This window comes from Cupriavidus gilardii (assembly GCF_017598945.1).
Taxonomy (GTDB): Bacteria; Pseudomonadota; Gammaproteobacteria; order Burkholderiales; family Burkholderiaceae; genus Cupriavidus; species Cupriavidus gilardii_E.
This window is the reverse complement of record NZ_JAGFTW010000002.1, coordinates 162,156-183,721: the sequence shown is the minus strand read 5'-3', so window position 1 is coordinate 183,721 and position 21,566 is coordinate 162,156. Positions and strand designations below refer to the sequence as shown.

20 protein-coding genes and 1 riboswitch are annotated in these 21,566 nt (G+C 68.9%); of the genes, 17 read left to right on the top strand and 3 right to left on the bottom strand.

What is annotated here, in order from left to right; translation table 11 throughout:
* The first annotated feature begins 47 nt into the window (after positions 1-47).
* The 4 genes from J5T34_RS01065 (at position 48) to J5T34_RS01050 (ending at position 1,870) form a co-directional block, all read left to right on the top strand.
* Positions 48-494 (top strand): hypothetical protein, encoded by a 447-nt coding sequence (locus J5T34_RS01065; RefSeq protein WP_208577686.1) that lies wholly within the window; start codon positions 48-50, stop codon positions 492-494.
* Positions 495-522: 28 nt separating this feature from the next.
* Positions 523-927: a hypothetical protein gene (locus J5T34_RS01060; protein WP_208577684.1), complete on the top strand. Its 405-nt coding sequence runs from the start codon at positions 523-525 to the stop codon at positions 925-927.
* Positions 928-990: 63 nt separating this feature from the next.
* The gene (locus tag J5T34_RS01055) at positions 991-1,386 is read left to right on the top strand and encodes a hypothetical protein (protein WP_208577682.1); all 396 of its coding nucleotides are present in this window, start codon (positions 991-993) and stop codon (positions 1,384-1,386) included.
* A 28-nt stretch (positions 1,387-1,414) separates the two neighbouring features.
* Complete coding sequence (locus J5T34_RS01050; RefSeq protein WP_208577680.1) at positions 1,415-1,870, top strand: hypothetical protein; 456 nt, start codon at positions 1,415-1,417, stop codon at positions 1,868-1,870.
* A gap of 37 nt (positions 1,871-1,907) precedes the next feature.
* Here the strand turns inward: J5T34_RS01050 and J5T34_RS01045 are convergent, their stop codons facing one another.
* Positions 1,908-3,575 carry an acyl-CoA dehydrogenase family protein gene (locus J5T34_RS01045; protein WP_208577678.1) on the bottom strand — a complete coding sequence of 556 codons (1,668 nt, stop codon included), beginning with the start codon at positions 3,573-3,575 and terminating at the stop codon, positions 1,908-1,910.
* Positions 3,576-3,832: 257 nt separating this feature from the next.
* Positions 3,833-3,934, top strand: a riboswitch (TPP riboswitch).
* Between the two features lie 103 nt (positions 3,935-4,037).
* On the opposite strand from J5T34_RS01045, the gene thiC reads away from it, so the two are divergent.
* The 7 genes from thiC (at position 4,038) to J5T34_RS01010 (ending at position 11,476) form a co-directional block, all read left to right on the top strand.
* Complete coding sequence (gene thiC / locus J5T34_RS01040) at positions 4,038-5,936, top strand: phosphomethylpyrimidine synthase ThiC (protein ID WP_208577668.1); 1,899 nt, start codon at positions 4,038-4,040, stop codon at positions 5,934-5,936.
* 163 nt (positions 5,937-6,099) lie between these two features.
* Positions 6,100-7,308, top strand: a complete 1,209-nt coding sequence (locus J5T34_RS01035) for an FAD-dependent oxidoreductase (RefSeq protein ID WP_208577665.1) — start codon at positions 6,100-6,102, stop codon at positions 7,306-7,308.
* A 116-nt stretch (positions 7,309-7,424) separates the two neighbouring features.
* Positions 7,425-7,622 carry a sulfur carrier protein ThiS gene (gene thiS / locus J5T34_RS01030; protein WP_006579970.1) on the top strand — a complete coding sequence of 66 codons (198 nt, stop codon included), beginning with the start codon at positions 7,425-7,427 and terminating at the stop codon, positions 7,620-7,622.
* A gap of 4 nt (positions 7,623-7,626) precedes the next feature.
* The gene (locus J5T34_RS01025; protein ID WP_208577663.1) at positions 7,627-8,454 is read left to right on the top strand and encodes a thiazole synthase; all 828 of its coding nucleotides are present in this window, start codon (positions 7,627-7,629) and stop codon (positions 8,452-8,454) included.
* Positions 8,451-9,620 (top strand): thiamine phosphate synthase, encoded by a 1,170-nt coding sequence (locus J5T34_RS01020; protein WP_208577661.1) that lies wholly within the window; start codon positions 8,451-8,453, stop codon positions 9,618-9,620. Before J5T34_RS01025 ends, J5T34_RS01020 begins: the two co-directional genes overlap by 4 nt.
* Before the next feature lie 169 nt (positions 9,621-9,789).
* Positions 9,790-10,548: a type IV toxin-antitoxin system AbiEi family antitoxin domain-containing protein gene (locus J5T34_RS01015; protein ID WP_208577660.1), complete on the top strand. Its 759-nt coding sequence runs from the start codon at positions 9,790-9,792 to the stop codon at positions 10,546-10,548.
* Entirely contained in the window at positions 10,541-11,476 is a 936-nt protein-coding gene (locus J5T34_RS01010; RefSeq protein ID WP_208577659.1) for a nucleotidyl transferase AbiEii/AbiGii toxin family protein, read from the top strand. Before J5T34_RS01015 ends, J5T34_RS01010 begins: the two co-directional genes overlap by 8 nt.
* Positions 11,477-11,507: 31 nt before the next feature.
* Here the strand turns inward: J5T34_RS01010 and J5T34_RS01005 are convergent, their stop codons facing one another.
* Positions 11,508-13,217, bottom strand: coding sequence for a sigma-54 interaction domain-containing protein (locus tag J5T34_RS01005; protein ID WP_244258620.1), 1,710 nt, complete (start codon positions 13,215-13,217; stop codon positions 11,508-11,510).
* Positions 13,218-13,512: 295 nt separating this feature from the next.
* Here J5T34_RS01005 and J5T34_RS01000 point away from each other — a divergent pair, with 295 nt between their 5' ends.
* From J5T34_RS01000 to J5T34_RS00975, 6 genes are all read left to right on the top strand, one after another.
* Positions 13,513-15,060, top strand: coding sequence for a carboxyl transferase domain-containing protein (locus tag J5T34_RS01000; RefSeq protein WP_174107662.1), 1,548 nt, complete (start codon positions 13,513-13,515; stop codon positions 15,058-15,060).
* An 83-nt stretch (positions 15,061-15,143) separates the two neighbouring features.
* The gene (locus J5T34_RS00995; protein WP_208577649.1) at positions 15,144-16,157 is read left to right on the top strand and encodes a Bug family tripartite tricarboxylate transporter substrate binding protein; all 1,014 of its coding nucleotides are present in this window, start codon (positions 15,144-15,146) and stop codon (positions 16,155-16,157) included.
* A gap of 4 nt (positions 16,158-16,161) precedes the next feature.
* Positions 16,162-18,324 carry an acetate--CoA ligase family protein gene (locus J5T34_RS00990; protein WP_208577647.1) on the top strand — a complete coding sequence of 721 codons (2,163 nt, stop codon included), beginning with the start codon at positions 16,162-16,164 and terminating at the stop codon, positions 18,322-18,324.
* On the top strand, positions 18,321-19,739 hold the full coding sequence (locus J5T34_RS00985) for an acetyl-CoA carboxylase biotin carboxylase subunit (protein ID WP_208577645.1): 1,419 nt from the start codon (positions 18,321-18,323) through the stop codon (positions 19,737-19,739). Before J5T34_RS00990 ends, J5T34_RS00985 begins: the two co-directional genes overlap by 4 nt.
* A 15-nt stretch (positions 19,740-19,754) precedes the next feature.
* Positions 19,755-19,967, top strand: coding sequence for an acetyl-CoA carboxylase biotin carboxyl carrier protein subunit (locus J5T34_RS00980; protein WP_006580124.1), 213 nt, complete (start codon positions 19,755-19,757; stop codon positions 19,965-19,967).
* A 28-nt stretch (positions 19,968-19,995) separates the two neighbouring features.
* Entirely contained in the window at positions 19,996-20,436 is a 441-nt protein-coding gene (locus J5T34_RS00975) for a PaaI family thioesterase (RefSeq protein ID WP_432207618.1), read from the top strand.
* A 198-nt stretch (positions 20,437-20,634) separates the two neighbouring features.
* On the opposite strand, the gene thiD is transcribed toward J5T34_RS00975, so the two are convergent.
* Positions 20,635-21,459, bottom strand: coding sequence for a bifunctional hydroxymethylpyrimidine kinase/phosphomethylpyrimidine kinase (gene thiD / locus J5T34_RS00970; RefSeq protein ID WP_208577641.1), 825 nt, complete (start codon positions 21,457-21,459; stop codon positions 20,635-20,637).
* Between the last annotated feature and the right edge of the window lie 107 nt (positions 21,460-21,566).

Below are 21,566 nucleotides of genomic sequence, written 5' to 3'. Positions count from 1 at the left end.
CCCTTCGCCAATCACGGAGAGGCACAGTGCAAGGTACAAGACCCACCATGCCGCGTGCGGCCGCGTACGGCGCTATCGCCAGCGGACCATCGTCGGCCAACCGGAACGCGGATTCCGCCTCCTCCTCCGCCGCCGCCGGGCAAGGTTCGGTGCATCGCTTCGACGCGAACCTCGAGCAAGGCGATGCGGTCGACCGGTTCTTCTACAGATTGTTCACGTGCACGTCGCCACGGCTGAACGCCTGCGTGCAGTGGACCGTTCGCATCGCCCGCGCGCCGCAGGGCCCTCCTGCCGTGATCGGCGCAATGGCTGGGGCCGTCGTTGCGCTGCCGCTGACGATCGCTGCAGCGGTCTTGCTATCCCGGCCAGATCCCGCCTCGCGGGAAGTGGGCTCCGACCTGATCGGGTCGGCGGCGGTGATCTGGGTCGTCATCTGCTTCGCCGTGCTGGCGATCCGCCTTCCCATTCCGACAGGCGAGGGCGACCGCGTCTGACCGCGGCGATCCGCAAAGGAGATCGATCATGGAATGCGCTTCGGCACGGGTCCGACCACCTGCCGCCGAATCGGCTGGCCCGCAGCACGTGGTTCGCACGGGGACGTCGGGCTCGCTGTCGGTACATCGCATCGAACACGACGCACAGCGTGGCGATTGCCTGGACCGCGGCTGCGAACGAGCATGGAGCGCGGTCTGCCGCGCGCTGACCCGGCATCGAACGGCCAGCACCGCGGCCATTGCCACGTTGATCGCCGCGCCCGTGGCGATCACCGGCCTGGTGTTCTTCGCCAAGGGAGATGTAACGGTCGGCCTGAGCCTGACGATCCCTGCGGCCGGCACGGCGTTGATCGTCTGGAGCGCCCTCTGTTGCGTTTGCCATTGCGCCCACCTGCCCAGCAGCGGGCCGAGATGGCGCTATGAGCCGGTCTGATCGGGCCTCAACGACGTTCAAGGAGAGAGAACCATGCGAGGCGCAACACCTGTCGATCGTGCCATGCCTGCCGGCGCGCCTTCGGCCCGCTCGCACGGCGGCCATCCGTCCAATGCCGCCACCGGCTTGTTGTCGTCATATCGGATCGAGCAACGCGGCGTCGCGGATGGCGACAGCGCATGGGACCGTTGCGCCGGCGCATGGGAGCGCGCGTGGGCGATCGGCGGGCCCTGGATGGACCGGCATCGCGCCGTGACCACGGCCGCGATCACCACGGCGCTTACCCTGCCGCTCACCGTGGCGGGCATGGTCGTGCTGGCGCGCGGTGGAGAGGAATCGCTGGACCGGGGCCTGACACTGACGTTGGCGGGCGCCGGGATGTGGCTGGGCAGTTGCTGTTTCGTGTCCGTGGTGAACCATCGCGTCGCCGAAGGCGGTGCGCCGGTCCGCAACGTGTAGCGATAACCCCCTTGCAAGGAGAGACAGGATGAGAGCAAACCAGAGTTCGGCCCGGTCGGATCCGATGATGGACTTCATGGAAGCGCTGCTGCGCGAGAGCCTGTACATGGCGGCCGAGCATGAAGCGGACGCGCCGTCTTCTTCGGTGCGGCCCGCCCGGCGTCACGTTGTCGAACTGGTGCCGGATGACGAGGGCGACTGTTGCGACCGGCGCTGTGTGGGCTGGATCCGGCAGATCGGCCGATTCTTCGATCGCCACAGGATGTTGTGCAGCGTCACGGCCGGAAGCTTGCTGACCTCCCCCCTGACCTTGATTGGCGTCGGCTTTTGGGCTTCCGATACGGCGCGCGACGTCGGCATGGGCCTGGCGCTGAGCGGCTTCGCGCTCGGCGTCGCGCTCGGTCCCCTGATATTTTGCGTCCGGCACGTTCTCGATCAACCCGCACCGCCGCAGCCCGCGACCGGCTACGGTACTTACGCTTGAGCGCAACGCGGCCGGCGCGCTCACGCGGCCGGCGCGCTCAAACTGGCCAGGCCCGGTCGATCAGCCGTCCCAGTTGCGCCGCGCTGCCATCGAGCGTGCCGAACACGCGCCCATGCTGCCGCTCGAGCCGGCTGGCGACGAAGCGCTCGGCGCTGTCCGCATCGGCATGCGCCAGCATCAGCGCCGCCTGCGCAGTCAGCACCAGCCCCTGGGCAAAGCGCCGCGCGCACGTTTCCTGTTCTTCCGGCGCGGCGCGCAGCATCGCCTGCAGCGAAGCGAGTTCGGCGCGCACCGCGGCATGCCCGCCGGCGCGCTGGCCGAGATCCTGCAGCAGCCGCAGCGCATCGTCGGGACTGCGCTGGATCGCGCGCAGCACGTCCAGGCACATGATGTTGCCCGACCCTTCCCAGATCGAATTGACCGGCGCCTCGCGGTAGAGCCGCGCCATGGGCCCTTCCTCGACGTAGCCGTTGCCGCCCCAGACCTCCATCGCCTCGCCGGTCGCCTCGATCGCGCGCTTGCAGATCCAGAACTTGGCGGCGGGCGTCACGATGCGCTTCCATGCGCCGGCCAGCGGGTCGGTGCCGGCATGTTCGAACGCGTGCGCGAGTTCCATCATCAGCAGCGTCGCGGCCTCGCTCTCGAGCGCGAGATCGGCCAGCACGTTGCGCATCAGCGGCTGATCGGCGAGCCGCTTGCCGAAGGCGCTGCGGTGGCGCGCATGGTGGATCGACTGGACCAGCGCCGTGCGCAGCAGCGCGGCGCTGCCGATCACGCAATCGAGCCGCGTATTGGTGGCCATCTCGATGATGGTCGGAATGCCCCGTCCTTCCTCGCCGATCAGGATGCCGCTGGCACCGCGGAATTCCACTTCGCTGCTGGCGTTGGAGCGGTTGCCGAGCTTGTCCTTGAGCCGCTGGATATGGATCGCGTTGCGGCTGCCGTCGTCGCGAAAGCGCGGCACGAAGAAGCACGACAGCGGCCCTTCTTCGGCGCCCATGCGGGCCACCACCAGATGCGCGTCGCACATCGGCGCGGAGAAAAACCACTTGTGGCCCGTCAGCGCGTACTCGGCGCCGCGGCCTTCGCCGCGCACCGGCCGCGCCACCGTGGTGTTGGCGCGCACGTCGGAGCCGCCCTGTTTCTCCGTCATGCCCATGCCGATCATCGCCGCGCGCTTGTCGCGCCACGGCCGATCGTCGGGATCGTGCGCGGTGGCATACAGGCGCGGCGCCAGTTCGCCGAACAGCGCGGCCTCCTTCTGCAGCACCGGGATGCTCGCGAAGGTCATCGTCGCCGGGCACAGCGAGCCCGATTCGAGCTGCGCCTGCAGGAAGTAGCCGGCCGTGCGCGCGGCCCAGGCGCCGGGACGCGGTTGCGCGAATGGCAACGCGTGCAGCTGGCGGCTGCGCAGCAGCGACAGCAGCGCATGCCAGCTCGGATCGAAGCGGACCTGGTCGATCCGTTCGCCGGTGCGGCTGTGGGTGTGCAATTCGGGCGGATGGCGGTTGGCCTGGTCGGCCCAGGCCTGGACCTCGGGCTGGCCCAGCGTCGCGCCGAACTCGCGCAGCTCGCCGGCATGCCAGCCGCCGCCGAGGCGTTCGAGCGCGGCGCCAAGCGCGGTGTCGATCGCGAACAGATTGTGGTGCGCCAGATCGGGGACCTGGTTGAAGACGCGGTGGGTGGCGGCGTCGCTGGTGCTCATGGTGTCTCCTGTGGCGGACGTTCCGGTCTCTGCCCATGCCCGTCGCCGTTGCGGTTGCCGTTGCAACCATCGGCGGCCGGCGCGCGCGCATCGGGCGCGCTGTCTGCATGGTAGAGCAACGCGCGACGCCGTGGCTTCGGGTGACGGCGGCGTCCCTCTGTGCGATGCCGAACGGGCGATCCGATACCGCAGCGCACCACAGTGCGAACGAAACAAGGCTGGCGCAGCCAGTTCCCTTGTGCTTAAATTGGGCCCGTTGGATGAAACAGGGGTGCCGTACGGATTGGCCGTGCGGCTGAGAGAGTCCCTTCGAACCCGATCCGGTTAGTACCGGCGTGGGAAGTTTCACTGAAGACCGCAGTTCCCGCCGGCGCGCATTTCAGCCGCGCCAGCATGGTCCCCAAGGGACATGCTCACAGGACTCCTGGTTTCGTCCATCCCCAAAGAGAGAGGACGATATCCATGGCCCGCAATAACGCTGCCCCCGCCGCATCTTTCGAATCGCTCGCCAGCGATCTCGACCAGAAGTTCGCCTACCCCGCATCGAACAAGACCTATCTGACCGGCAGCCGTCCGGACATCCGTGTGCCGATCCGCACCATCCTGCAGACCGCCACGCGCACCGAGCAGGGCGAGATGCCGAACCCGCCGATCCCGGTCTACGACACCTCGGGTCCGTACAGCGACCCCGACGTGCGCATCGACCTGAAGGCCGGTTTGCCGCCGGTGCGGGCCAAATGGATCGAGGAGCGCGGCGATACCGAGGTGCTGCCGGGCCTGTCGTCCGAGTATGGCCAGGCGCGCGCCAACGATCCCGCTACCGCGCACCTGCGTTTTGCGCAGCTGACCAATCCGCGCCGCGCCAAGGCCGGCGCCAATGTCACGCAGATGCACTACGCCCGCCGCGGCATCGTCACGCCCGAGATGGAATACATCGCGCTGCGCGAATCGCTGAACCTGCAGGCGCTGTACGACAAGCCCGAGTACAAGGCGCTGCTGCGCCAGCATCCGGGCAATGCGCTGGGCGCCGGCCTGCCGCTGCGGCCAGAGGACATCACGCCGGAATTCGTGCGCCAGGAAGTGGCCGCGGGCCGCGCGATCATCCCCGCCAACATCAACCACACGGAACTGGAGCCGATGATCATCGGCCGCAATTTCCGCGTGAAGATCAACGGCAACCTGGGCAATTCGGCGGTGACCTCGTCGCTGGCCGAGGAAGTCGAGAAGATGGTCTGGTCGATTCGCTGGGGCGCCGACACCATCATGGATCTGTCCACCGGCAAGCATATCCATGAGACGCGCGAATGGATCCTGCGCAATTCGCCGGTGCCGATCGGCACGGTGCCGATCTACCAGGCGCTGGACAAGACCGGCGGCATCGCCGAGGACCTGACCTGGGAGATGTTCCGCGACACGCTGATCGAGCAGGCGGAGCAGGGGGTGGACTACTTCACGATCCACGCCGGCGTGCTGCTGCGCTATGTGCCGCTGACCGCGGACCGCGTGACGGGCATCGTCTCGCGCGGCGGCTCGATCATGGCGAAATGGTGCCTGGCCCACCACAAGGAAAACTTCCTGTACACGCACTTCGACGAGATCTGCGAAATCATGAAGGCCTATGACGTGTCGTTCAGCCTCGGCGACGGCCTGCGTCCCGGCTGCATCGCCGACTCGAACGACGAGGCCCAGTTCGGCGAACTGCGCACGCTGGGCGAGCTGACCGCCAAGGCGTGGAAGCACGACGTCCAGGTGATGATCGAAGGCCCGGGCCACGTGCCGCTGCAGCGCATCCAGGCCAATATGGACGAGGAACTGAAGCACTGCTACGAGGCCCCGTTCTACACGCTCGGACCGCTGGTTACCGACATCGCGCCGGGCTACGACCACATCACCAGCGGCATCGGCGCGGCCAATATCGGCTGGATGGGCACGGCGATGCTGTGCTACGTCACGCCGAAGGAGCACCTGGGCCTGCCGGACAAGGAAGACGTGCGCGAGGGCATCATCACCTACAAGATCGCCGCGCATGCCGCCGATCTGGCCAAGGGCTGGCCGGGTGCGCAGCTGCGCGACAACGCGCTGTCGAAGGCCCGCTTCGAATTCCGCTGGGAGGACCAGTTCAATCTGGGCCTCGATCCGGAACGCGCGCGCTCCTTCCACGACGCGACGCTGCCTGCCGAAGGCGCCAAGATCGCGCACTTCTGCTCGATGTGCGGGCCCAAGTTCTGCTCGATGAAGATCACGCAGGACGTGCGGGACTACGCCGCGTCGCTGAAGTCCGAGGAGGTCGCGCAGGCCGAACGCGGCATGCAGGAAAAGTCGATCGAGTTCGTCAGCAAGGGCGGCAAGATCTACTCGTAAGCGAGAGCTTGTCGTTCCCGTGAGCGCGGGAACCCAGCGGCTTGATTCGGCCGAACGGGAATCGAGACGCTGGGCCCCCGCCTGCCGCGGGGGCGACGAAGCGACCGGCTCGCGAAACCGACGTTCGCCGGCCCGGCACGGCCGGGCTGGCACAATACACCCCATGAAACAGCAGTTTGACGTCGCCATTCTCGGCGCCGGCCTGGCCGGACGCCTGGCCGCCTGGCGCCTCGTTCGCGGTGGCCTGCGCGTGGCCCTGGTCGAACGCGCCGGTCCCGACGGCGCGGGCGCGGCCGCCCATGTCGCCGCCGCGATGCTGGCGCCGCTGGCCGAATCGGCCATCAGCGAGCGCCGCATCGTCGAGCTCGGCATCGCCAGCGTGGACCTGTGGCGCGCATGGGTGGCCGAGCTGAACGCCGAACAGAACGCCGAACAGGCGGACGAGTCCACCGCGGTCGACCCCGTCTTCTTCCAGCAGGACGGCACGCTGGTGGTCTGGCACGCGCACGACCGCGGCGAGATGCCGCTGTTCACCAGCCGCATCCGCGCGGTGTCGCCGCCCGAGCTGGTCGCCGAACGGCTGCGCCGGCTCGACGCGGCAGGCATCGGCGCGCTGGAGCCGGCACTGGCCGGGCGCTTCCAGCAAGGGTTGTTGCTCGAGGGCGAGGGCCAGCTGGACAACCGTGGCACCTTGCGCGCGCTGCTGGCCTGCGCCGTTTCCGCCGGCGTGCATTGCGTCTGGGAAGCGGGCGCGATCGACGAGCGCGATCTGCCGCGGCTTGGCATCGATGCCCGTGTCGTGCTCGATTGCCGCGGGTTGGGCGCGCGTGCCGCCTGGCCTGCCGAGGGCGCCATCGGCGGGGGAGGGATGCCGGGCCTGCGCGGCCTGCGCGGCGAGGTGGTGCGGGTGTTCGCGCCCGAGGTCTCGCTGCACCGGCCGGTGCGGCTGCTGCATCCGCGCTATCCGATCTATATCGCGCCCAAACCGAACCATCTGTACGTGATCGGCGCCACCGAACTGGAAAGCGAGGACGATTCGCCGATGAGCGTGCGCTCCGCACTGGAGCTGCTGTCGGCCGCGTATTCGCTGCACCCGGCCTTCGGCGAGGCGCGCGTGCTGGAGCTGAACGTGCAGCGCCGTCCCACGCGTCCCGATCATCTGCCCGCGGTGCGGGTCGACGAGCAGGCGCGCGTGGTGCGCCTCAACGGCCTGTACCGGCACGGCTTTCTGATCGCGCCGGCGGTGGTCGAGGCGGCCTGCGAGGTCGTGCGCGCGCTTGCCGACGGCGATCCCGCCGCGCACGCGGTGCCCGCCTCGGCGCGCTGGCCCGGCATGATCGCGCCCGTGCATGGCGCCGCGGTGCTGCATTGATGCCCGCATCGATGTCAGCCTGCGCCGCGAATGCCGACGCAGCCGCGCCCGACCCGCGCTCGCCGAATGTCGAACTGCCCGGTTCGTCCCAACCGATGACTCACGCGCTGAACACCATGGAAATCCTGCTCAATGGCAAGCCGCTGGCGCTGAACGCGCCGGCCACGCTGGCCGACGCGGTGGCCGCGGCGCAGATCCCGCCACCGTTCGCCGCCGCGCTCAACGGCCGCTTCGTGCCGCGCGCCGCCCATGCGGATACGCCGCTGTCCGCCGGCGACCGCATCGATCTCGTGCAACCCGTAACCGGAGGCTGATCCCATGACCTTCCCGACCGAGGATGCCGTGCGCGATCCCTTCGTGCTCTACGGCCAATCGTTTTCTTCGCGCCTGCTGCTGGGCACCGCGCGCTATCCGTCGCCGGCGACGCTGCAGTCCGCGGTCGAGGCCGCGCAGCCGGCCATGCTGACCGTGGCGCTGCGCCGCCAGGGCGCGGTCGGCGACGGCGAGGGCGGCCAGGCCTTCTGGCAGATGCTCAAGTCGATGCAGGTCCCGGTGCTGCCCAATACTGCCGGCTGCATGGCGGTGCAGGAGGCGATCACCACCGCGATGATGGCGCGCGAGGTGTTCGAGACCGACTGGATCAAGCTGGAACTGGTCGGCGACGACTACACGCTGCAGCCCGACACGCTGAACCTGCCGGCAGTGGCCGAGACGCTGATCAAGGAAGGCTTCAAGGTGCTGCCGTATTGCACCGAGGATCTGGTGCTGTGCCGCCGCCTGCTCGACGCCGGCTGCCAGGCGCTGATGCCCTGGGCCGCGCCGATCGGCACCGGCAAGGGTGCGGTCAATCCGCATGCGATGCGGGTGCTGCGCGAGCGCCTGCCGGACACGCCGCTGATCGTCGACGCGGGCCTGGGCCTGCCCTCGCACGCGGCGCAAGTGCTCGAGTGGGGCTACGACGGCGTGCTGCTGAACACCGCGGTGGCGCAGGCTGCGTATCCGATCGAAATGGCGCGTGCCTTTGCGCGCGCGGTCGAGGCCGGGCGCCTGGCCTATCTGGCCGGGCCGATGCCCGAGCGCGAGATCGCGCAGGCCAGCACGCCGGTGGTCGGCATGCCGTTCTGGCACGCTCAGGAGCACGCATGACGCGCCAACCGACGCCGATGCCGGTCGATACCGCGCTGCAATCCGCGCTGGTCGCGCGTCATCGCGAAACCTTCGGCTTGGCCGACCGTGGCTGGCGCGCCTGGCGCCTGCAGGACACGCTGACGGCCGATGCCGCCGAAACGCTGGGCCAGGCGGATCTGCTGCTGGCCGATGGCGAGGTCGATGCCGAGACGCTGGAACGCGTGGCCGCGCGCGGCGCCATGCTCATCCAGACCGAGCGCGAAGGCGGCCAATGGATCGACACGGTGCGCTCGCCGATGGGGACCTGGGTGTTCGCCACGCCGGCCGACGCCAACGACGATGCCGCGCAATCGCCGGCCTTCGTCGCGACGCTGCTGGCTGCCCTGGCGCTGCATTTCCCCGCGCACGACGCGCTGTGCCTGGCGCGCGCCTGGCAGCCCGGCGCGCTGGACTGGCCCGCGGAGTTCGCCCACTTTCCGCGGGTGCGTCACGCCGCGCTGGTCGCGCCCGAGCAGTCGGCCGAGCCGTTCGTGCCATGCCCGGCACGCCTCGGCCTCTACGCCGTGGTGCCGACCGCCGACTGGATCGAACGGCTGGTACCGCTCGACGTCCCGACGCTGCAACTGCGCTTCAAGTCCGACGACGCGGCCGCGGTGCGCGAGCAGATCGCCCGCTCGGCGGCGGCCGCGCGTGGCAGCCGCAGCCGGCTCTTCATCAACGACCATTGGCGCGCCGCGCTGGACTACCACGCCGCCAACGGCAACGACAGCGCGGCCAGCGGCATTTACGGCATCCACCTGGGCCAGGAAGACCTGGACGAAGCCGACCTCGACGCGCTGCGCGCCTCGGGCCTGCGGCTCGGCGTTTCCACCCACGGCTACGCCGAGATGCTGCGCGTCGCACCGCTGCGTCCCAGCTATCTGGCGCTCGGCGCCATCTTTCCGACCACCACCAAGGTCATGCCGACCCAGCCGCAAGGCCTGGGACGCTTCTACGCCTACGCCCGCCTGATGCGCGAGCAGGTGCCGGCGCTGGTCGGCATCGGCGGCGTCGACGCGGGCAATCTGCCGCAGGTGCTGGCAGCCGGCGTCGGCAGCGCGGCGGTGGTGCGCGCGATCACCGAGGCGGCCGACGTGCCGGCGGCGGTGGCGCGTCTGATGGCGGCGTTCGAGCAGGCGGGCTGACGCGCAGGGCGGCGTCGTATTTCCCTGGCGAGTTCGTCGCCGGGGGATACACCACCGTGGAAGTCATCTGATTAGACTTTGTCACGGAAATAAACCAAAACGCGAATCGTTGGGTGGCGAATCAATCAGCCAACCCACGGTTGCTTAGATCTGGTGCTATTCTTCAACCATGGTTGAAGTTACCCGATACCAGATAATCAAACGCCTGCAAACCGGCCTGCACCGGGGGGCGCCCTTCGACCTGGCCACGCTGCGCGAATTTGGGGTATCGCCCCAACTCGCGGCGCGATATGCCGACGGCGGCTGGCTGCTTCGCCTTGCACAAGGTGTCTATGCCTTTCCCAACGACAACTTCGGCGTCGAAGGCTCGCTACGCTTTCTGCAGCAGCAAGTGCGCGGACTGCACGTAGGCGGCAAGACGGCGCTCGCCTGGCAGGGGATGCGACACAACCTGGGCAGCGGCCAAGCTCTCGTGCTTTGGGGCGATGCGCGATTTTCCCTTCCGGAGTGGTTCACAGAGCGGCATCCGGCGCGCTATGTCCATGCCCGCTTGTTCGATTGGCCAGACGCGACGCTGGCAAAGCGGACGCTGATCACGCCGCCCGGCATGGCGACGGGAGTGCGCGTGTCGGTTCCGGAGCGTGCCGCACTTGAGATGCTTTACGAGGTGGGTGTTAAGCAGAGTCTGGAGGAGGCGCGTAACGTCTTCGACGTTTTACGCGCCCCTCGCAAGGACCTGCTTGGCCAATTGCTATCGTGCTGTACCAGCGTCAAAGCCGTTCGGCTTTTCCTGACATGGGCTCGGGAAACCGAACTCCTCGACGTCGACGCCCTGCTGGCACAGCACCGGGTACGCTCAGGCAGCAACAATCGATGGATCAGCCGTCTTGACGACGGCACGTTGCTGACCCTGAAGCCCCATGGATAACGCCTACGCAGATACCGTGCGTCTCCTCCTCGCCGTGTCCCCCGCCGTCTTTGCCGGCGACCTGCTCGCCATGAAGGGCGGCACCGCCATCAACCTGTTTCTGCGAGATATGCCCCGCCTGTCAGTCGACATCGATGCGGTATATGTGCCGCGCGACGTTCGTCGAGAAGACGCGGTTCATGCCATACGAAACGAGCTGACCGCTGTCGCGAAGCGCGCTGCCTCGATGGGTTTACGAGCGCGACTGATCGGAGCACGGGACCAAAGCGAAACCAAGCTTGTCGTCGGAAACGATGTCAGTCAGGTCAAAGTGGAGGTCAACCTCGTATTTCGCGGCACCGTGCTGCCCGTCGAACGGAGGGCACTGAGCGCGAGGACGGCCGATCTGTTCGGCGTTGAATTCGACGTGCCTATCCTCGCGCCCGACGAGCTCTACGCCGGCAAGCTTGTTGCAGCATTGGACAGACAGCACCCTCGCGACCTGTTTGATGTGTGGCAGCTTTACGAGTCGGGCGGGATCACGGATGGCATGGTGGAGTGTTTTGTGGTCTATCTGGCTGGGCACAATCGTCCGACGCATGAAGTGCTGTTCGGCAATGACAAGGACATTGCGGCCGAATACGACCGCGCCTTTGTCGGCATGACCGAGGTCGACTGCTCACTGAAGACGTTGACGGATACGCGTAACCGATTGAGGCAAGAATTGCCCGCAAGACTTGCCGAAGCCCACAAGCATTTCCTGTTGGGACTGTCTCGCGGTGCGCCGGACTGGTCCCTCCTTCAATGCGGGCATGCGGCCGAACTGCCGGCATTGCGGTGGAAGCTCAGCAATCTTGAAACGTTCCGCCAGCGGCGACCGGCCGAGTTCGCCCGGCACGTCGAGTCGCTGGAGGCAAGTTTCGCGGGTCCCGCCCGAGCAGAGAGGTGAAGCTTCGAGGCGGGGAATATGAGTCTGCGCTTTACCGCTCCATGCCACCCCCCGCCCCCCGTGCCAGCAACGTGTACAGATGCGAACGTGAAATCCCCAGCGCCTGCGCGGCGCGCTTCTTGTTGCCGCCGTGTTCGGCGATGGCTTTTAGTGCCGCTTCGTAGGCCAGTTCCCGCAGTGCGGACGGTCTGACGGCGGGCGTGTCTGGAACGGGCGGTGGCATCTCGCGGTGCGGCCCGTCTTCCAGCTCGGGCTCGGCATAGCTTCGCGCCAGCGGGTGCGGCGCCGCGTCCGGGGCCAATGCCGTTGCCGCGCTCTCGTCCCCTCGGGCGAAGTCGGCCACGCGCAGGCGGCCCCCGTCGCAAAACACCAGCGCTTCCTCGATCTTCTGCCGCAGTTGCCGGATATTGCCCGGCCACGGGCGTTCGGCCAGATGGCGCGGGACCGCGCTGTCGATGGCGGGCACCGGCACATTGTTGCGTTGGCAGAAACCCTGCACGAAGTGCTGCAGCAGGGCCGGAATATCTTCGCGGCGCTGGCGCAGTGCCGGGATGCGCAGCACCACGCCGCTGAGCCGGTAGTACAGGTCGAGGCGAAAGCGGCCGGCGTCGATCAGCGCCTGGATGTCGCGATTGGTGGCCGCCACCAGCCGGAAGTCGATGCGGCGCGCCTGGCGGCTGCCGATGCGTTCGACCAGGTGGTCCTCCAGCACGCGCAGCAGCTTGACCTGCATCTCCATCGGGATATCGGCGACCTCGTCCAGAAACAGCGTGCCGCCGGCCGCCTGTTCGAGCTTGCCGGACTGGCCCTGGCGGCGGCTGCCGGTAAAGGCCCCGGGGGCGTGGCCGAACAGTTCGGATTCGATCAGCGTGGCCGGCAACGCGGCCAGGTTCAGGCTGACCAGCGGCTTGCCGTCCCGCGTGTCGCCGCCGTCGCGCTGGCTGGCCTCATGGATCGCGCGTGCGACCAGCTCTTTGCCGGTGCCGCTCTCGCCCAGAATGAGCACCGGCACGTCGAGTCGCGCGACCGTTTCGATCTCGCGCCGCAGCCGCTGCATCGGCGCGCTGTCGCCGATCAGCCGGCCTGGACCGCCGCGCAGATCGTCCAGCGCCCGCCGGTAGTGCGCGACCTGCGAGCGCAGTTCGCTGACCTCCTTGTGCATGCGGGCAATCGCCTCGGGTTCCTTGAACAGGACCTGGCCGATCGCGCCGACCACCTCGCCGTGCTGCACGATGGGAATGCGGTTGACCACGCGGGTGACGCCATTCATCCGCTGCAACTGGCCGATCTCGGCCTTGCCGGTGGCCGCCACCTGCGGCAGCCGCGAGTTGGGAATCACGCGCTCGGCCGGCTGGCCGATGCCCTCGCCGGTGCGCAGCCCGAGAAAGCGCTCGTGCACCGGGCTGATATAGCGCATGCGGCCGTCGCGGTCGGCCACGGTGATTGCCTGGTACGGGTTGGTGATGAAGTGTTCGAGGATGGCCCCGGCGAAGGGCACGGCGCCGAGGAAGTCGAACAGGGCGGTGGCGGCGCCGGGACGGTGCAGCAGCACCAGCGTCGTCGTGCCGTCGTCCAGTGCCAGTGCGATGTGACGCGCTGCCTCGGCGCCGTCCATGGCGACCTCAAACAGGTGGGGGCGAATCCCGCCATCGTCGTCGGCGGAAGTGCTGGCCGCCGGGATATCGTCAGCCCGAACCTTCGCCAACGCGGCCACCGTTGCGCGGGCCAGTGCGTCCTCCATCCCGATCCCGGTCGCTGTGACTACCTGTCCGCCGCGGTCGATCACCAGCGCACCAAGGGCGTCCGCCGGCCTTGTCGATGTCTGCGTATGTGTCTTCACTGACGACAAAACGTGTCTCCGTCCCGGACACGATGGTGTCCTGATGTGTTTTTATCGCGGACACCCTAACAGCCGCGGACGCTCGGCGCAAGCCTTATCCCAGCAAAATCAACGGGTTGCGGCGGCGATCCTGCCTGGCACGGTTGCTGCGCTGATTGTCCTCACAGCAGCAGCAACGAGCAACAGGAGACAGCGCGTGTCGTGGCAACCCGAAATCGATGAATTGGCCTACCGCCGCCAACTGGCGGCCCAACTGGGCGGGCCGGACAAGGTCCAGCGGCACAAGGACGCCGGCAAGCTGACGGTGCGCGAGCGCATCGATGCGCTGGCCGACCCCGGCTCCTTCCATGAGGTCGGCAGCCTGACCGGCAGTGGTCAGTACGACAGCAACGGCCGGCTGGTCGGCTTCACGCCGGCCAATCTGGTGATGGGCCGCGCCCGCGTCGACGGCCGCCCGGTGGTGCTGGTCGGCGACGACTTCACCGTGCGCGGCGGCGCCAACGATGGCGCGGTCGGCGACAAGCTGGTCCACGCCGAGAAGATGGCGCGCGATCTGCGGCTGCCGATGGTGCGGCTGGTCGACGGCACCGGGGGCGGCGGCTCGGTGCGCAATATCGAGACCAAGGGCCATACGCTGATCCCGACCATGAAGGTGTGGCAGCACGTGGTCGAGAACATGTCGCTGGTGCCGGTGGTGTCGCTGGCGCTCGGCTCGGTGGCCGGCATGGGTGCGGCGCGGGTCGCCGCCAGCCACTACTCGCTGATGGTCAAGGAGACCTCGCAGCTGTTCAATGCCGGTCCGCCGGTGGTGGCGCGCATCGGCCAGCATCTGACCAAGAACGAGCTGGGCGGCAGCCATATCCACACGCGCAACGGCGTGGTCGATGACGAGGTGGCGAGCGAGGAAGAAGCCTTCGCCCGCGCGCGCCAGTTCCTGTCGTATCTGCCGACCTCGGTGTTCGAGCTGCCGCCGCGCGCCGAGCCGACCGACGATCCGGCGCGTCGCGACGAATGGCTGCTGTCGGCGATCCCGCGCGACGGGCGCGCGGTCTACAAGATCCGCCCGATCGTGCAGACGCTGGTGGATTCGGGCTCCTTCTTCGAGATCGGCCGGCATTGGGGCCGGGCCATCGTCACGGGCCTGGCGCGCGTCGACGGCTGGCCGGTCGCGGTGGTGGCCAGCGACCCGTACTACTACGGCGGCGGCTGGGACAGCGCCACCGCCGAGAAATTCACGCGCTTCGTCGACATGGCCGAGGCCTTCCATCTGCCGGTGATCAATCTGGTCGACATCGCCGGCTTCCAGATCGGCCTGGAAGCCGAGAAAGCCGGAACGATGCGCTACGGCGTGCGGGCACTGGCCGCTGTCTATCAGGCCACGGTGCCGTGGTGCTCGGTGATCCTGCGGCGCGCCTATGGCGTGGCCGCCGCGGCGCACCAGCATATGGGCCGCTTCAACTTCCGTTATGCGTGGCCTTCGGGCAACTGGGGCTCGCTGCCGATCGAGGGCGGGCTGGAGGTCGCCTACAAGGCCGAAATCGAGGGCGCCGACGATCCGGTGCAGAAGCGCGCCGAGATCGAGCAGCGCGTGCGCAGCCTGACCTCGCCGTTCCGCAGCGCCGAGGCCTTCGTCATCGAGGACATCATCGATCCGCGCGATACGCGCGCGCTGCTGTGCGAGTTCGCCAACCTGGCGGCGCCGCTGCGCGAAGCGGGCGTGCGCAAGTTCGGCATCCGGCCATGACGCCGGTCCCGCGCGTACCCGTGCCCGCCACCACCCCGACAACAACAACGACAACAACGACAGCCAACATCAAGGAGACCATCATGCATCGAACCCACCAACGCCATGGACCCCTGCGCCGCGCCACGCTGGCGCTGGCTGCCATCAGCGCCATGACTGCCGTATCGGCCATCATGCCGGGCACCGCCGCGGCGCAGGAGAGCTGGCCGACCAAGCCGGTCACGATCATCGTGCCGTTCCCGGCCGGCGGCATGACCGACGTGCTGGCGCGCCGCATCGCCAAGGACATGGCGGTCGATCTGAAGCAGCCCGTCGTGGTGGAGAACCGCGCCGGCGCCAGCGGGCAGATCGGCACCGAGATGGTGGCGCGCGCCAAGCCGGACGGCTACACGCTGCTGGTCTCGGCGACGCACCACGTGATCAACCCCGCCGTGCGCGGCACGCTGCCGTACGACGCGGCGAAGGATTTCACGCCGATCGCGCTGCTGGCGACGACGCCCAACGTGCTGGTCGTCAACAACAATATCCCGGCCTCGACGTTGCCCGAATTCCTCGCCTATGCGAAGAAGCAGAAGGAGGGGCTGTCGTTCGGCTCGTCGAGCATCGGCGGTGCGACCCATATGTCGGGCGAGCTGCTGAAACTGATGACCAAGGCGCCGATGGTCCATATCCCCTACAAGGGCGCCACGCCCGCGATGGCGGACCTGCTCGGCGGCCAGATTCCGGCGCTGTTCCACGACGCGATGACGATGGCGCCGTACGTCAAGGACGGCAAGGTCAAGGCGATCGGCATGACCTCGGCCAAGCGCAGCGACGCGCTGCCCAATGTGCCGACCATCGCCGAGCAGGGCGTCGCCGGCTACGAGGCGACCACCTGGATCGGCTTCTACGGTCCGGCCAATCTGCCCAAGCCGATCGTCGACCGGCTCAACCGCGAGGCGGTCAAGAGCATGAACGCACCGGACTCGAAGGCGAGCCTCGCGCAATCGGCGACCACGCCGGGCACGATGTCGGCCGAGCAGTTCGGCGGCTTCGTGCAGGCCGAACTCGCCAAGTGGAAGCGCGTGGCGAGCGAAGCCAAGGTCAAGGTGGAATGACGCGATGACCGATCTTCATGTCAATCCGGCGGCGTCGGCAGAAGGCAGCGCGCTGCTGTCGCTGCTGTCGCCGCGCTCGGTCGCGGTGCTCGGCGCCTCCGACAATGCGGTCAAGGCCGGCGGTCGGCCGATCGACTATATGCGGCGGCAGGGCTTTGCCGGCGCGATCTATCCGGTCAATCCGAATCGCGCGACGATCCAGGGGCTGACCGCCTATCCGTCGCTGGACGCTCTGCCGTCCGCGCCCGACCTGGTCGTGATCAGCGTGCCGGGTTCGGAGGTCGAGCAGGCGATCGACCAGTGCCTGGCGATCGGCGCGCGCGGCGCGGTGATCTATTCCTCGGGCTTCGCCGAACTGGGCGAGGCAGGCGCGGCGCAGCAGCGCCGGCTGGTCGAACGTGCCCGCGCCGGCGGGCTGCGGTTGTTCGGTCCGAACACGCAGGGGCTGGCGAACTTCTCCAGCGGCGCGATCGCGCATTTCTCGACGATGATCAACGAAGAACCGGGGCAGGACGGCCCGGTCGCCATCGTCAGCCAGAGCGGCGCGGGGTCGGCCATCGTCTACGGCGGGCTGCGTCGCAAGGGCATCGGCGTGCGCTATATGGTCGCAACGGGCAACGAGGCCGACGTCAGCGCCGCCGAGGTTGTGGATGCGGTGCTGCACGACGAGCGCGTGCGCGTGGTGCTGCTCTATATCGAGTCGCTGCGCGACCCCCAGATGCTGGCGCAGGCCGCGCGGCTGGCGCACCAGCGCGACGTGCCGATTCTCGCCGTCAAGGCGGGCCGCACGCAGGCCGGGCAACTGACTGCGAGTTCGCACACCGGCGCGCTGGCCGGCGAGGATGCGCTCGCCGACGCCTTCCTGCGGCGCCATGGCATCGTGCGCGTGGCGGACTTCCGCGAGCTGTCCGAGTACTGTCAGGTCTTCATCGGCGGCCAGCGGCCGCGCGGGGATGGCGTGGTGGCGATCAGCAATTCCGGCGCGACCTGCGTGCTGGCGGCCGATGCGGCCGAGGATGAAGGGCTGCGTCTGGTCGAATTCGACGCGGCCGGTACCGAGGCGCTGCGCGCCGTGCTGCCGAGCTATGTCAGCGCGCGCAATCCGATCGACATGACCACCGCGCTGCTCGGCCAGCCGCAGATCTTCGGCCGCACGCTCGACGCGGTGGCCGCGCGCGGGGCCGCCGACATGATTCACGTCGGCTTCCCGATCGGCGGAGAAGGCTACGACTTCGACGACTTCTCCGCGCAGACCGGGCGATTCGCTTCGGCGAGCGGCGTGCCGGTCGTAGTCAGCGCCAATCAGGAGTGGGTCGCGCAGGCCTTCCGCAAGCACGGTGTGCCGGTGTTCGACAGCGAGCGCGCGGCAATGCGTGCGCTGGGTCTGCTGTCGCGCTATGTGCAGGCGCGTGCCGCGGTGTTGGAGGCGCCGGCCCCGCAGACCCCGGCCAGCCTGGCGGCATCGTCGGCGACGATCACGCTCGACGAAGTGCAAAGCCTGGCGCAGCTGGCCGCGGCCGGATTGCCGGCGGTGGCCCATCGCCTGTGCCGCGACCGGGAGCAGGTGCGGCGTGCCGTTGCCGAGCTGGGTTTGCCGGTGGTGGCCAAGGGCGTGTCCGCGTCGATCACGCACAAGTCCGAATACGGGCTGGTGCGGCTGGGGCTGGACAGCGAGGAAAGCACGCTGGCCGCCTTCGACGCGCTCGATGCAAGGCTGCGCACGCTGGCCGCCGAGCAGGGCGTCGAACACGGCGGCGTGCTGATCGCGCGCCAGCACAAGGGGGCCTTCGAACTGGCGGTCGGCGCGCATCGCGATCCGGTGTACGGACCGGTCGTGATGATCGGGCAGGGCGGCGTGCTGGTCGAGGCGCTGGACGACGTGCAGTTCCTCCCCGCGCCGTTCTCGGCCGCGCAGGCGCGCGAGGCCATCGCTCGCCTGCATATCGCCCGCGCGTTCGGCGCCGTGCGCGGCATGCCGGCGGTCGATGTCGAACGGCTGGCGGCGATGCTGGTGGCGCTGGGCGACTGGTTCGCCGGCAGCGAGGCCGGACGTGCGGCGGAATCGGTCGATGCCAATCCGGTGATCGTGCCGCGCGGCGATGCCGCTCCGGTCATCGTGGATGCGGTGGTGGTCCGCAGCGCCGCCGGCGAGGGGGCGAAGCGATGACGCCCAAACTGCAGATCCGTCCGTTGCGCCGCGTGCTGGTCGCCAACCGCGGCGCGGTCGCGGCACGCATCCTGCGCGCGCTGAACGCGCAGGGCATCGAATCGATCGCCGTCTATTCCGACGCCGATGCCGAGGCGCCGTACCTGCAGCAGGCGACCGTGCGCGTGCGTCTGGGCGAGGCCCCGCCGCTGCAGAGCTATCTGAACCAGGACGCGCTGCTGCAGATCGCCCGCGAGCATGGCGCCGACGGCGTGCATCCGGGCTACGGCTTTCTGTCGGAGAACGCCGGCTTCGCCGAGCGTGTGGAGGCGGCGGGTCTGTGTTTCATCGGTCCGTCGTCGCGCTGGATCCGCCGGCTCGGCCACAAGACCGAGGCGCGCGCGCTGATGGCGACCCACGGCATGCCGATGACGCCGAGCAGCGCGGTGCTGCCCGACGATCCGGCGGTCGTCGCCCAGGCCGCCGCGCGCATCGGCTATCCCGTGCTGATCAAGCCCGCCGGTGGCGGCGGTGGCATCGGCATGCTGCCGGCGCGCGACGACAGCGAGCTGGCCGCGGCATGGCAGCGCGCCCGCTCGGTTGCGCAGCGCAGCTTCGGCCAGGCCGAGCTGTATCTGGAGAAGCTGATCGAGCGGCCGCGCCATATCGAGTTTCAGGTGCTGGCCGACCGCTATGGCGGCGTGCGGGTGCTGGGCGAGCGCGACTGCTCGGTGCAGCGGCGCCATCAGAAGGTCATCGAGGAAGCGCGCGCGCCCAACGTGCCGGCCGACGCGATCGACGCGATGGCAAAGCGCCTGGCCGCGCTGCTTGCCACGCTCGGCTACGACGTGATCGGCACCGTCGAGATGCTGTACACGCCGGCGACCGGCTTCGTCTTTCTCGAGCTCAACACGCGGCTGCAGGTCGAGCACGCCGTCACCGAGCAGGTCACCGGCATCGATATCGTCGCGGCGCAGCTGCGGCTGGCGCGCGGCGAGCCGATCGAGGCGGTGTTGCCCGCGCCGGTCCGGCTGCGCGGCCACGCGATCGAGGCGCGCGTCTATGCCGAGGACCCGGTGCGCTTTCTGCCGTCGCCCGGGCCGCTGACGGTGTATCGGCCGCCGGCGGGCGAAGGCGTGCGGGTCGAGACCGGCTATGCCGAGGGCGGCCGTGTCACCCCTTACTACGACCCGATGGTGGCCAAGGTGATCGCCACCGGTGGCGATCGGCCGCAGGCGATTGCGCGGCTGCGCGCGGCGCTGGACGCCTTCGCCATCGAGGGCGTCAAGACCAATATCCCGTTCATCCAGCGGGTGCTCGGCGATGACGATTTCATCGCCGGACGCATCGATACGGGCCTCGCGCAGCGCGTGCTGGCCGGCGCAACATTGACCACCGGCGCGACGCCGGAAGCCGCATCCACCCTGACATCCTGATCCCCGGAGCTCCCCATGAAGCAAATCGAAGCGGCCGTCGCCGGCCATGTCTGCGCCGTCGACGTGCAAGTTGGCGCTACCATTGCGGCCGGCGATGCCGTGATGACCATCGAGTCGATGAAGATGGAAATCCCGCTCGAGTCCGAGCAGGCCGGCGTCGTCAAGGCCATCCTGGTGCAACCCGGCGATGCGGTCGCCGAGGGCCAGGTCGTGATCGAACTCGAGTAAGGAAGTGGTTTTGGAAAGCAGTGCGCAAATCGTCCCGCAGATCGTTCCGGTCGCGCCGGGCACCGCCGAAAAGCCCTATTTCGGCATCGACGTCCCGCTGATGCGGCATCTGGGCCTGCAGCCCGTCCATATCGAGGAGGGGCTGTGCCGGACGCGGCTGCCCGCGAATCCCGCCCTCGTCAACAGCCGTGGCGACGTGCATGGCGGCACGCTGATGGCGGTGCTGGACTTCACGCTCAGCGGCGCGGCGCGCTCGCATGCGCCGCTGGAGACCGGCGTGATCACGATCGACATGTCGACCCACTTCCTGGCCGCCGCGCGCGGCGAGCTGACCTTCGAAGCCCGCTGCATGCGCCGCGGCGCGCGGATCGCGTTCTGCGACGGCGAGGTCAAGGACGCGGCCGGCAACGTGGTGTGCGTGGCGCGGGCGGCGTTCAAGCTGGTGCCGTTGTCGGCCGGGGGGAATTGAGTGGTGCGATGATTCGCCCCGTTGGCTGAGCGGGCGCTCTTTGCCCTCTCCCCCGGCCCCTCTCCCGCAAGCGGGCGAGGGGAGCAAACCGGCGATAACGGCAGCGTCGCCTACGTCGTACGCAGACCTCACTCCCCTCTCCCGCTTGCGGGAGAGGGGTGGGGGAGAGGGCAATCGAGCGCCTCTCCCCAACTGACTTCACCCCAACACCCGCGGCGCGAATCCATGGTTCAGCGGGCCATTGCCGGCCCCCAGCCGCAGGTCCGCGCCGGCGGCGATGGCCTGGGCGACAAAGTCCAGCGCGGTGCCGACCGCCTGTTCCAGCGTGTCGCCGCGCGCCAGTTGCGAGGCGATCGCGGCGGCCAGCGTGCAGCCGGTGCCGTGCAGATTGCGGGTCTCGATGCGCGGATGGCTGAACACGCGCACGCTGCCGTCGGCACTCATCAGCAGATCGTCCAGGCTGTCCTGACCGGCTTCGGCCAGGTGTCCGCCCTTGAGCAGCACCGCCTGGCAGCCCAGTTCGATCAATTCCTGCGCGGCGCGCTCCATGTCGGCGCGGCGGGTGACCGGCCGGCCCAGCAGGTACGAGGCCTCGGGCAGATTGGGCGTGACCAGCAGCGCGCGCGGGAACAGCAGCCGCACCATCGCCTGCGCGGTGGCGTCGTCCGACAGCGTCGCGCCGGAGGTGGCCACCATCACCGGATCGACCACCAGCTTGCGCAGGCCGTGGCGGTCGACCGCGGCGGCCACCGCCTCGACGATCGCCGCCGTGCCCAGCATGCCGGTCTTGGCGGCATCGATGCCGATATCGCTGGCCACCGCGTCGATCTGCGCCGCCACCATCTCGGCCGGGATCGCGTGCACGCCGGTCACGCCGAGCGTGTTCTGCGCGGTGATCGCGGTGATCGCGCTCATGCCGTAGCAGCCGAGCGCGGCGAAGGTCTTCAGGTCGGCCTGGATGCCGGCGCCGCCGCCGGAATCGGAGCCGGCGATGGTCAGGGTACGGGGGGGAAGGGCGGTCATAGCGAGTCGAAAGGCGAGGTCCGGGACGGCCGGCGGCGGCTTGCGGGCCGGGTCCGGACCTGCCGAAAAGAAATCGGAGAGCGGCACACCGTCGCCGCGCAGGGCAG

What these genes read in the sequence shown, in the direction of transcription:
- J5T34_RS01060 (WP_208577684.1), top strand. Translation starts at nt 523, where the DNA reads ATGGAATGCGCTTCGGCACGGGTCCGACCACCTGCCGCCGAATCGGCT.
- J5T34_RS01005 (WP_244258620.1), bottom strand. Translation starts at nt 13,217, where the DNA reads ATGGAGGACGCACTGGCCCGCGCAACGGTGGCCGCGTTGGCGAAGGTT.
- thiD (WP_208577641.1), bottom strand. Translation starts at nt 21,459, where the DNA reads ATGACCGCCCTTCCCCCCCGTACCCTGACCATCGCCGGCTCCGATTCC.
- J5T34_RS01025 (WP_208577663.1), top strand. Translation starts at nt 7,627, where the DNA reads ATGACCTTCCCGACCGAGGATGCCGTGCGCGATCCCTTCGTGCTCTAC.
- J5T34_RS01045 (WP_208577678.1), bottom strand. Translation starts at nt 3,575, where the DNA reads ATGAGCACCAGCGACGCCGCCACCCACCGCGTCTTCAACCAGGTCCCC.
- J5T34_RS01020 (WP_208577661.1), top strand. Translation starts at nt 8,451, where the DNA reads ATGACGCGCCAACCGACGCCGATGCCGGTCGATACCGCGCTGCAATCC.
- J5T34_RS01065 (WP_208577686.1), top strand. Translation starts at nt 48, where the DNA reads ATGCCGCGTGCGGCCGCGTACGGCGCTATCGCCAGCGGACCATCGTCG.
- thiS (WP_006579970.1), top strand. Translation starts at nt 7,425, where the DNA reads ATGGAAATCCTGCTCAATGGCAAGCCGCTGGCGCTGAACGCGCCGGCC.
- J5T34_RS01050 (WP_208577680.1), top strand. Translation starts at nt 1,415, where the DNA reads ATGAGAGCAAACCAGAGTTCGGCCCGGTCGGATCCGATGATGGACTTC.
- J5T34_RS00990 (WP_208577647.1), top strand. Translation starts at nt 16,162, where the DNA reads ATGACCGATCTTCATGTCAATCCGGCGGCGTCGGCAGAAGGCAGCGCG.
- J5T34_RS01055 (WP_208577682.1), top strand. Translation starts at nt 991, where the DNA reads ATGCCTGCCGGCGCGCCTTCGGCCCGCTCGCACGGCGGCCATCCGTCC.
- J5T34_RS01015 (WP_208577660.1), top strand. Translation starts at nt 9,790, where the DNA reads ATGGTTGAAGTTACCCGATACCAGATAATCAAACGCCTGCAAACCGGC.
- J5T34_RS01035 (WP_208577665.1), top strand. Translation starts at nt 6,100, where the DNA reads ATGAAACAGCAGTTTGACGTCGCCATTCTCGGCGCCGGCCTGGCCGGA.
- thiC (WP_208577668.1), top strand. Translation starts at nt 4,038, where the DNA reads ATGGCCCGCAATAACGCTGCCCCCGCCGCATCTTTCGAATCGCTCGCC.
- J5T34_RS00980 (WP_006580124.1), top strand. Translation starts at nt 19,755, where the DNA reads ATGAAGCAAATCGAAGCGGCCGTCGCCGGCCATGTCTGCGCCGTCGAC.
- J5T34_RS00985 (WP_208577645.1), top strand. Translation starts at nt 18,321, where the DNA reads ATGACGCCCAAACTGCAGATCCGTCCGTTGCGCCGCGTGCTGGTCGCC.
- J5T34_RS00995 (WP_208577649.1), top strand. Translation starts at nt 15,144, where the DNA reads ATGCATCGAACCCACCAACGCCATGGACCCCTGCGCCGCGCCACGCTG.
- J5T34_RS01010 (WP_208577659.1), top strand. Translation starts at nt 10,541, where the DNA reads ATGGATAACGCCTACGCAGATACCGTGCGTCTCCTCCTCGCCGTGTCC.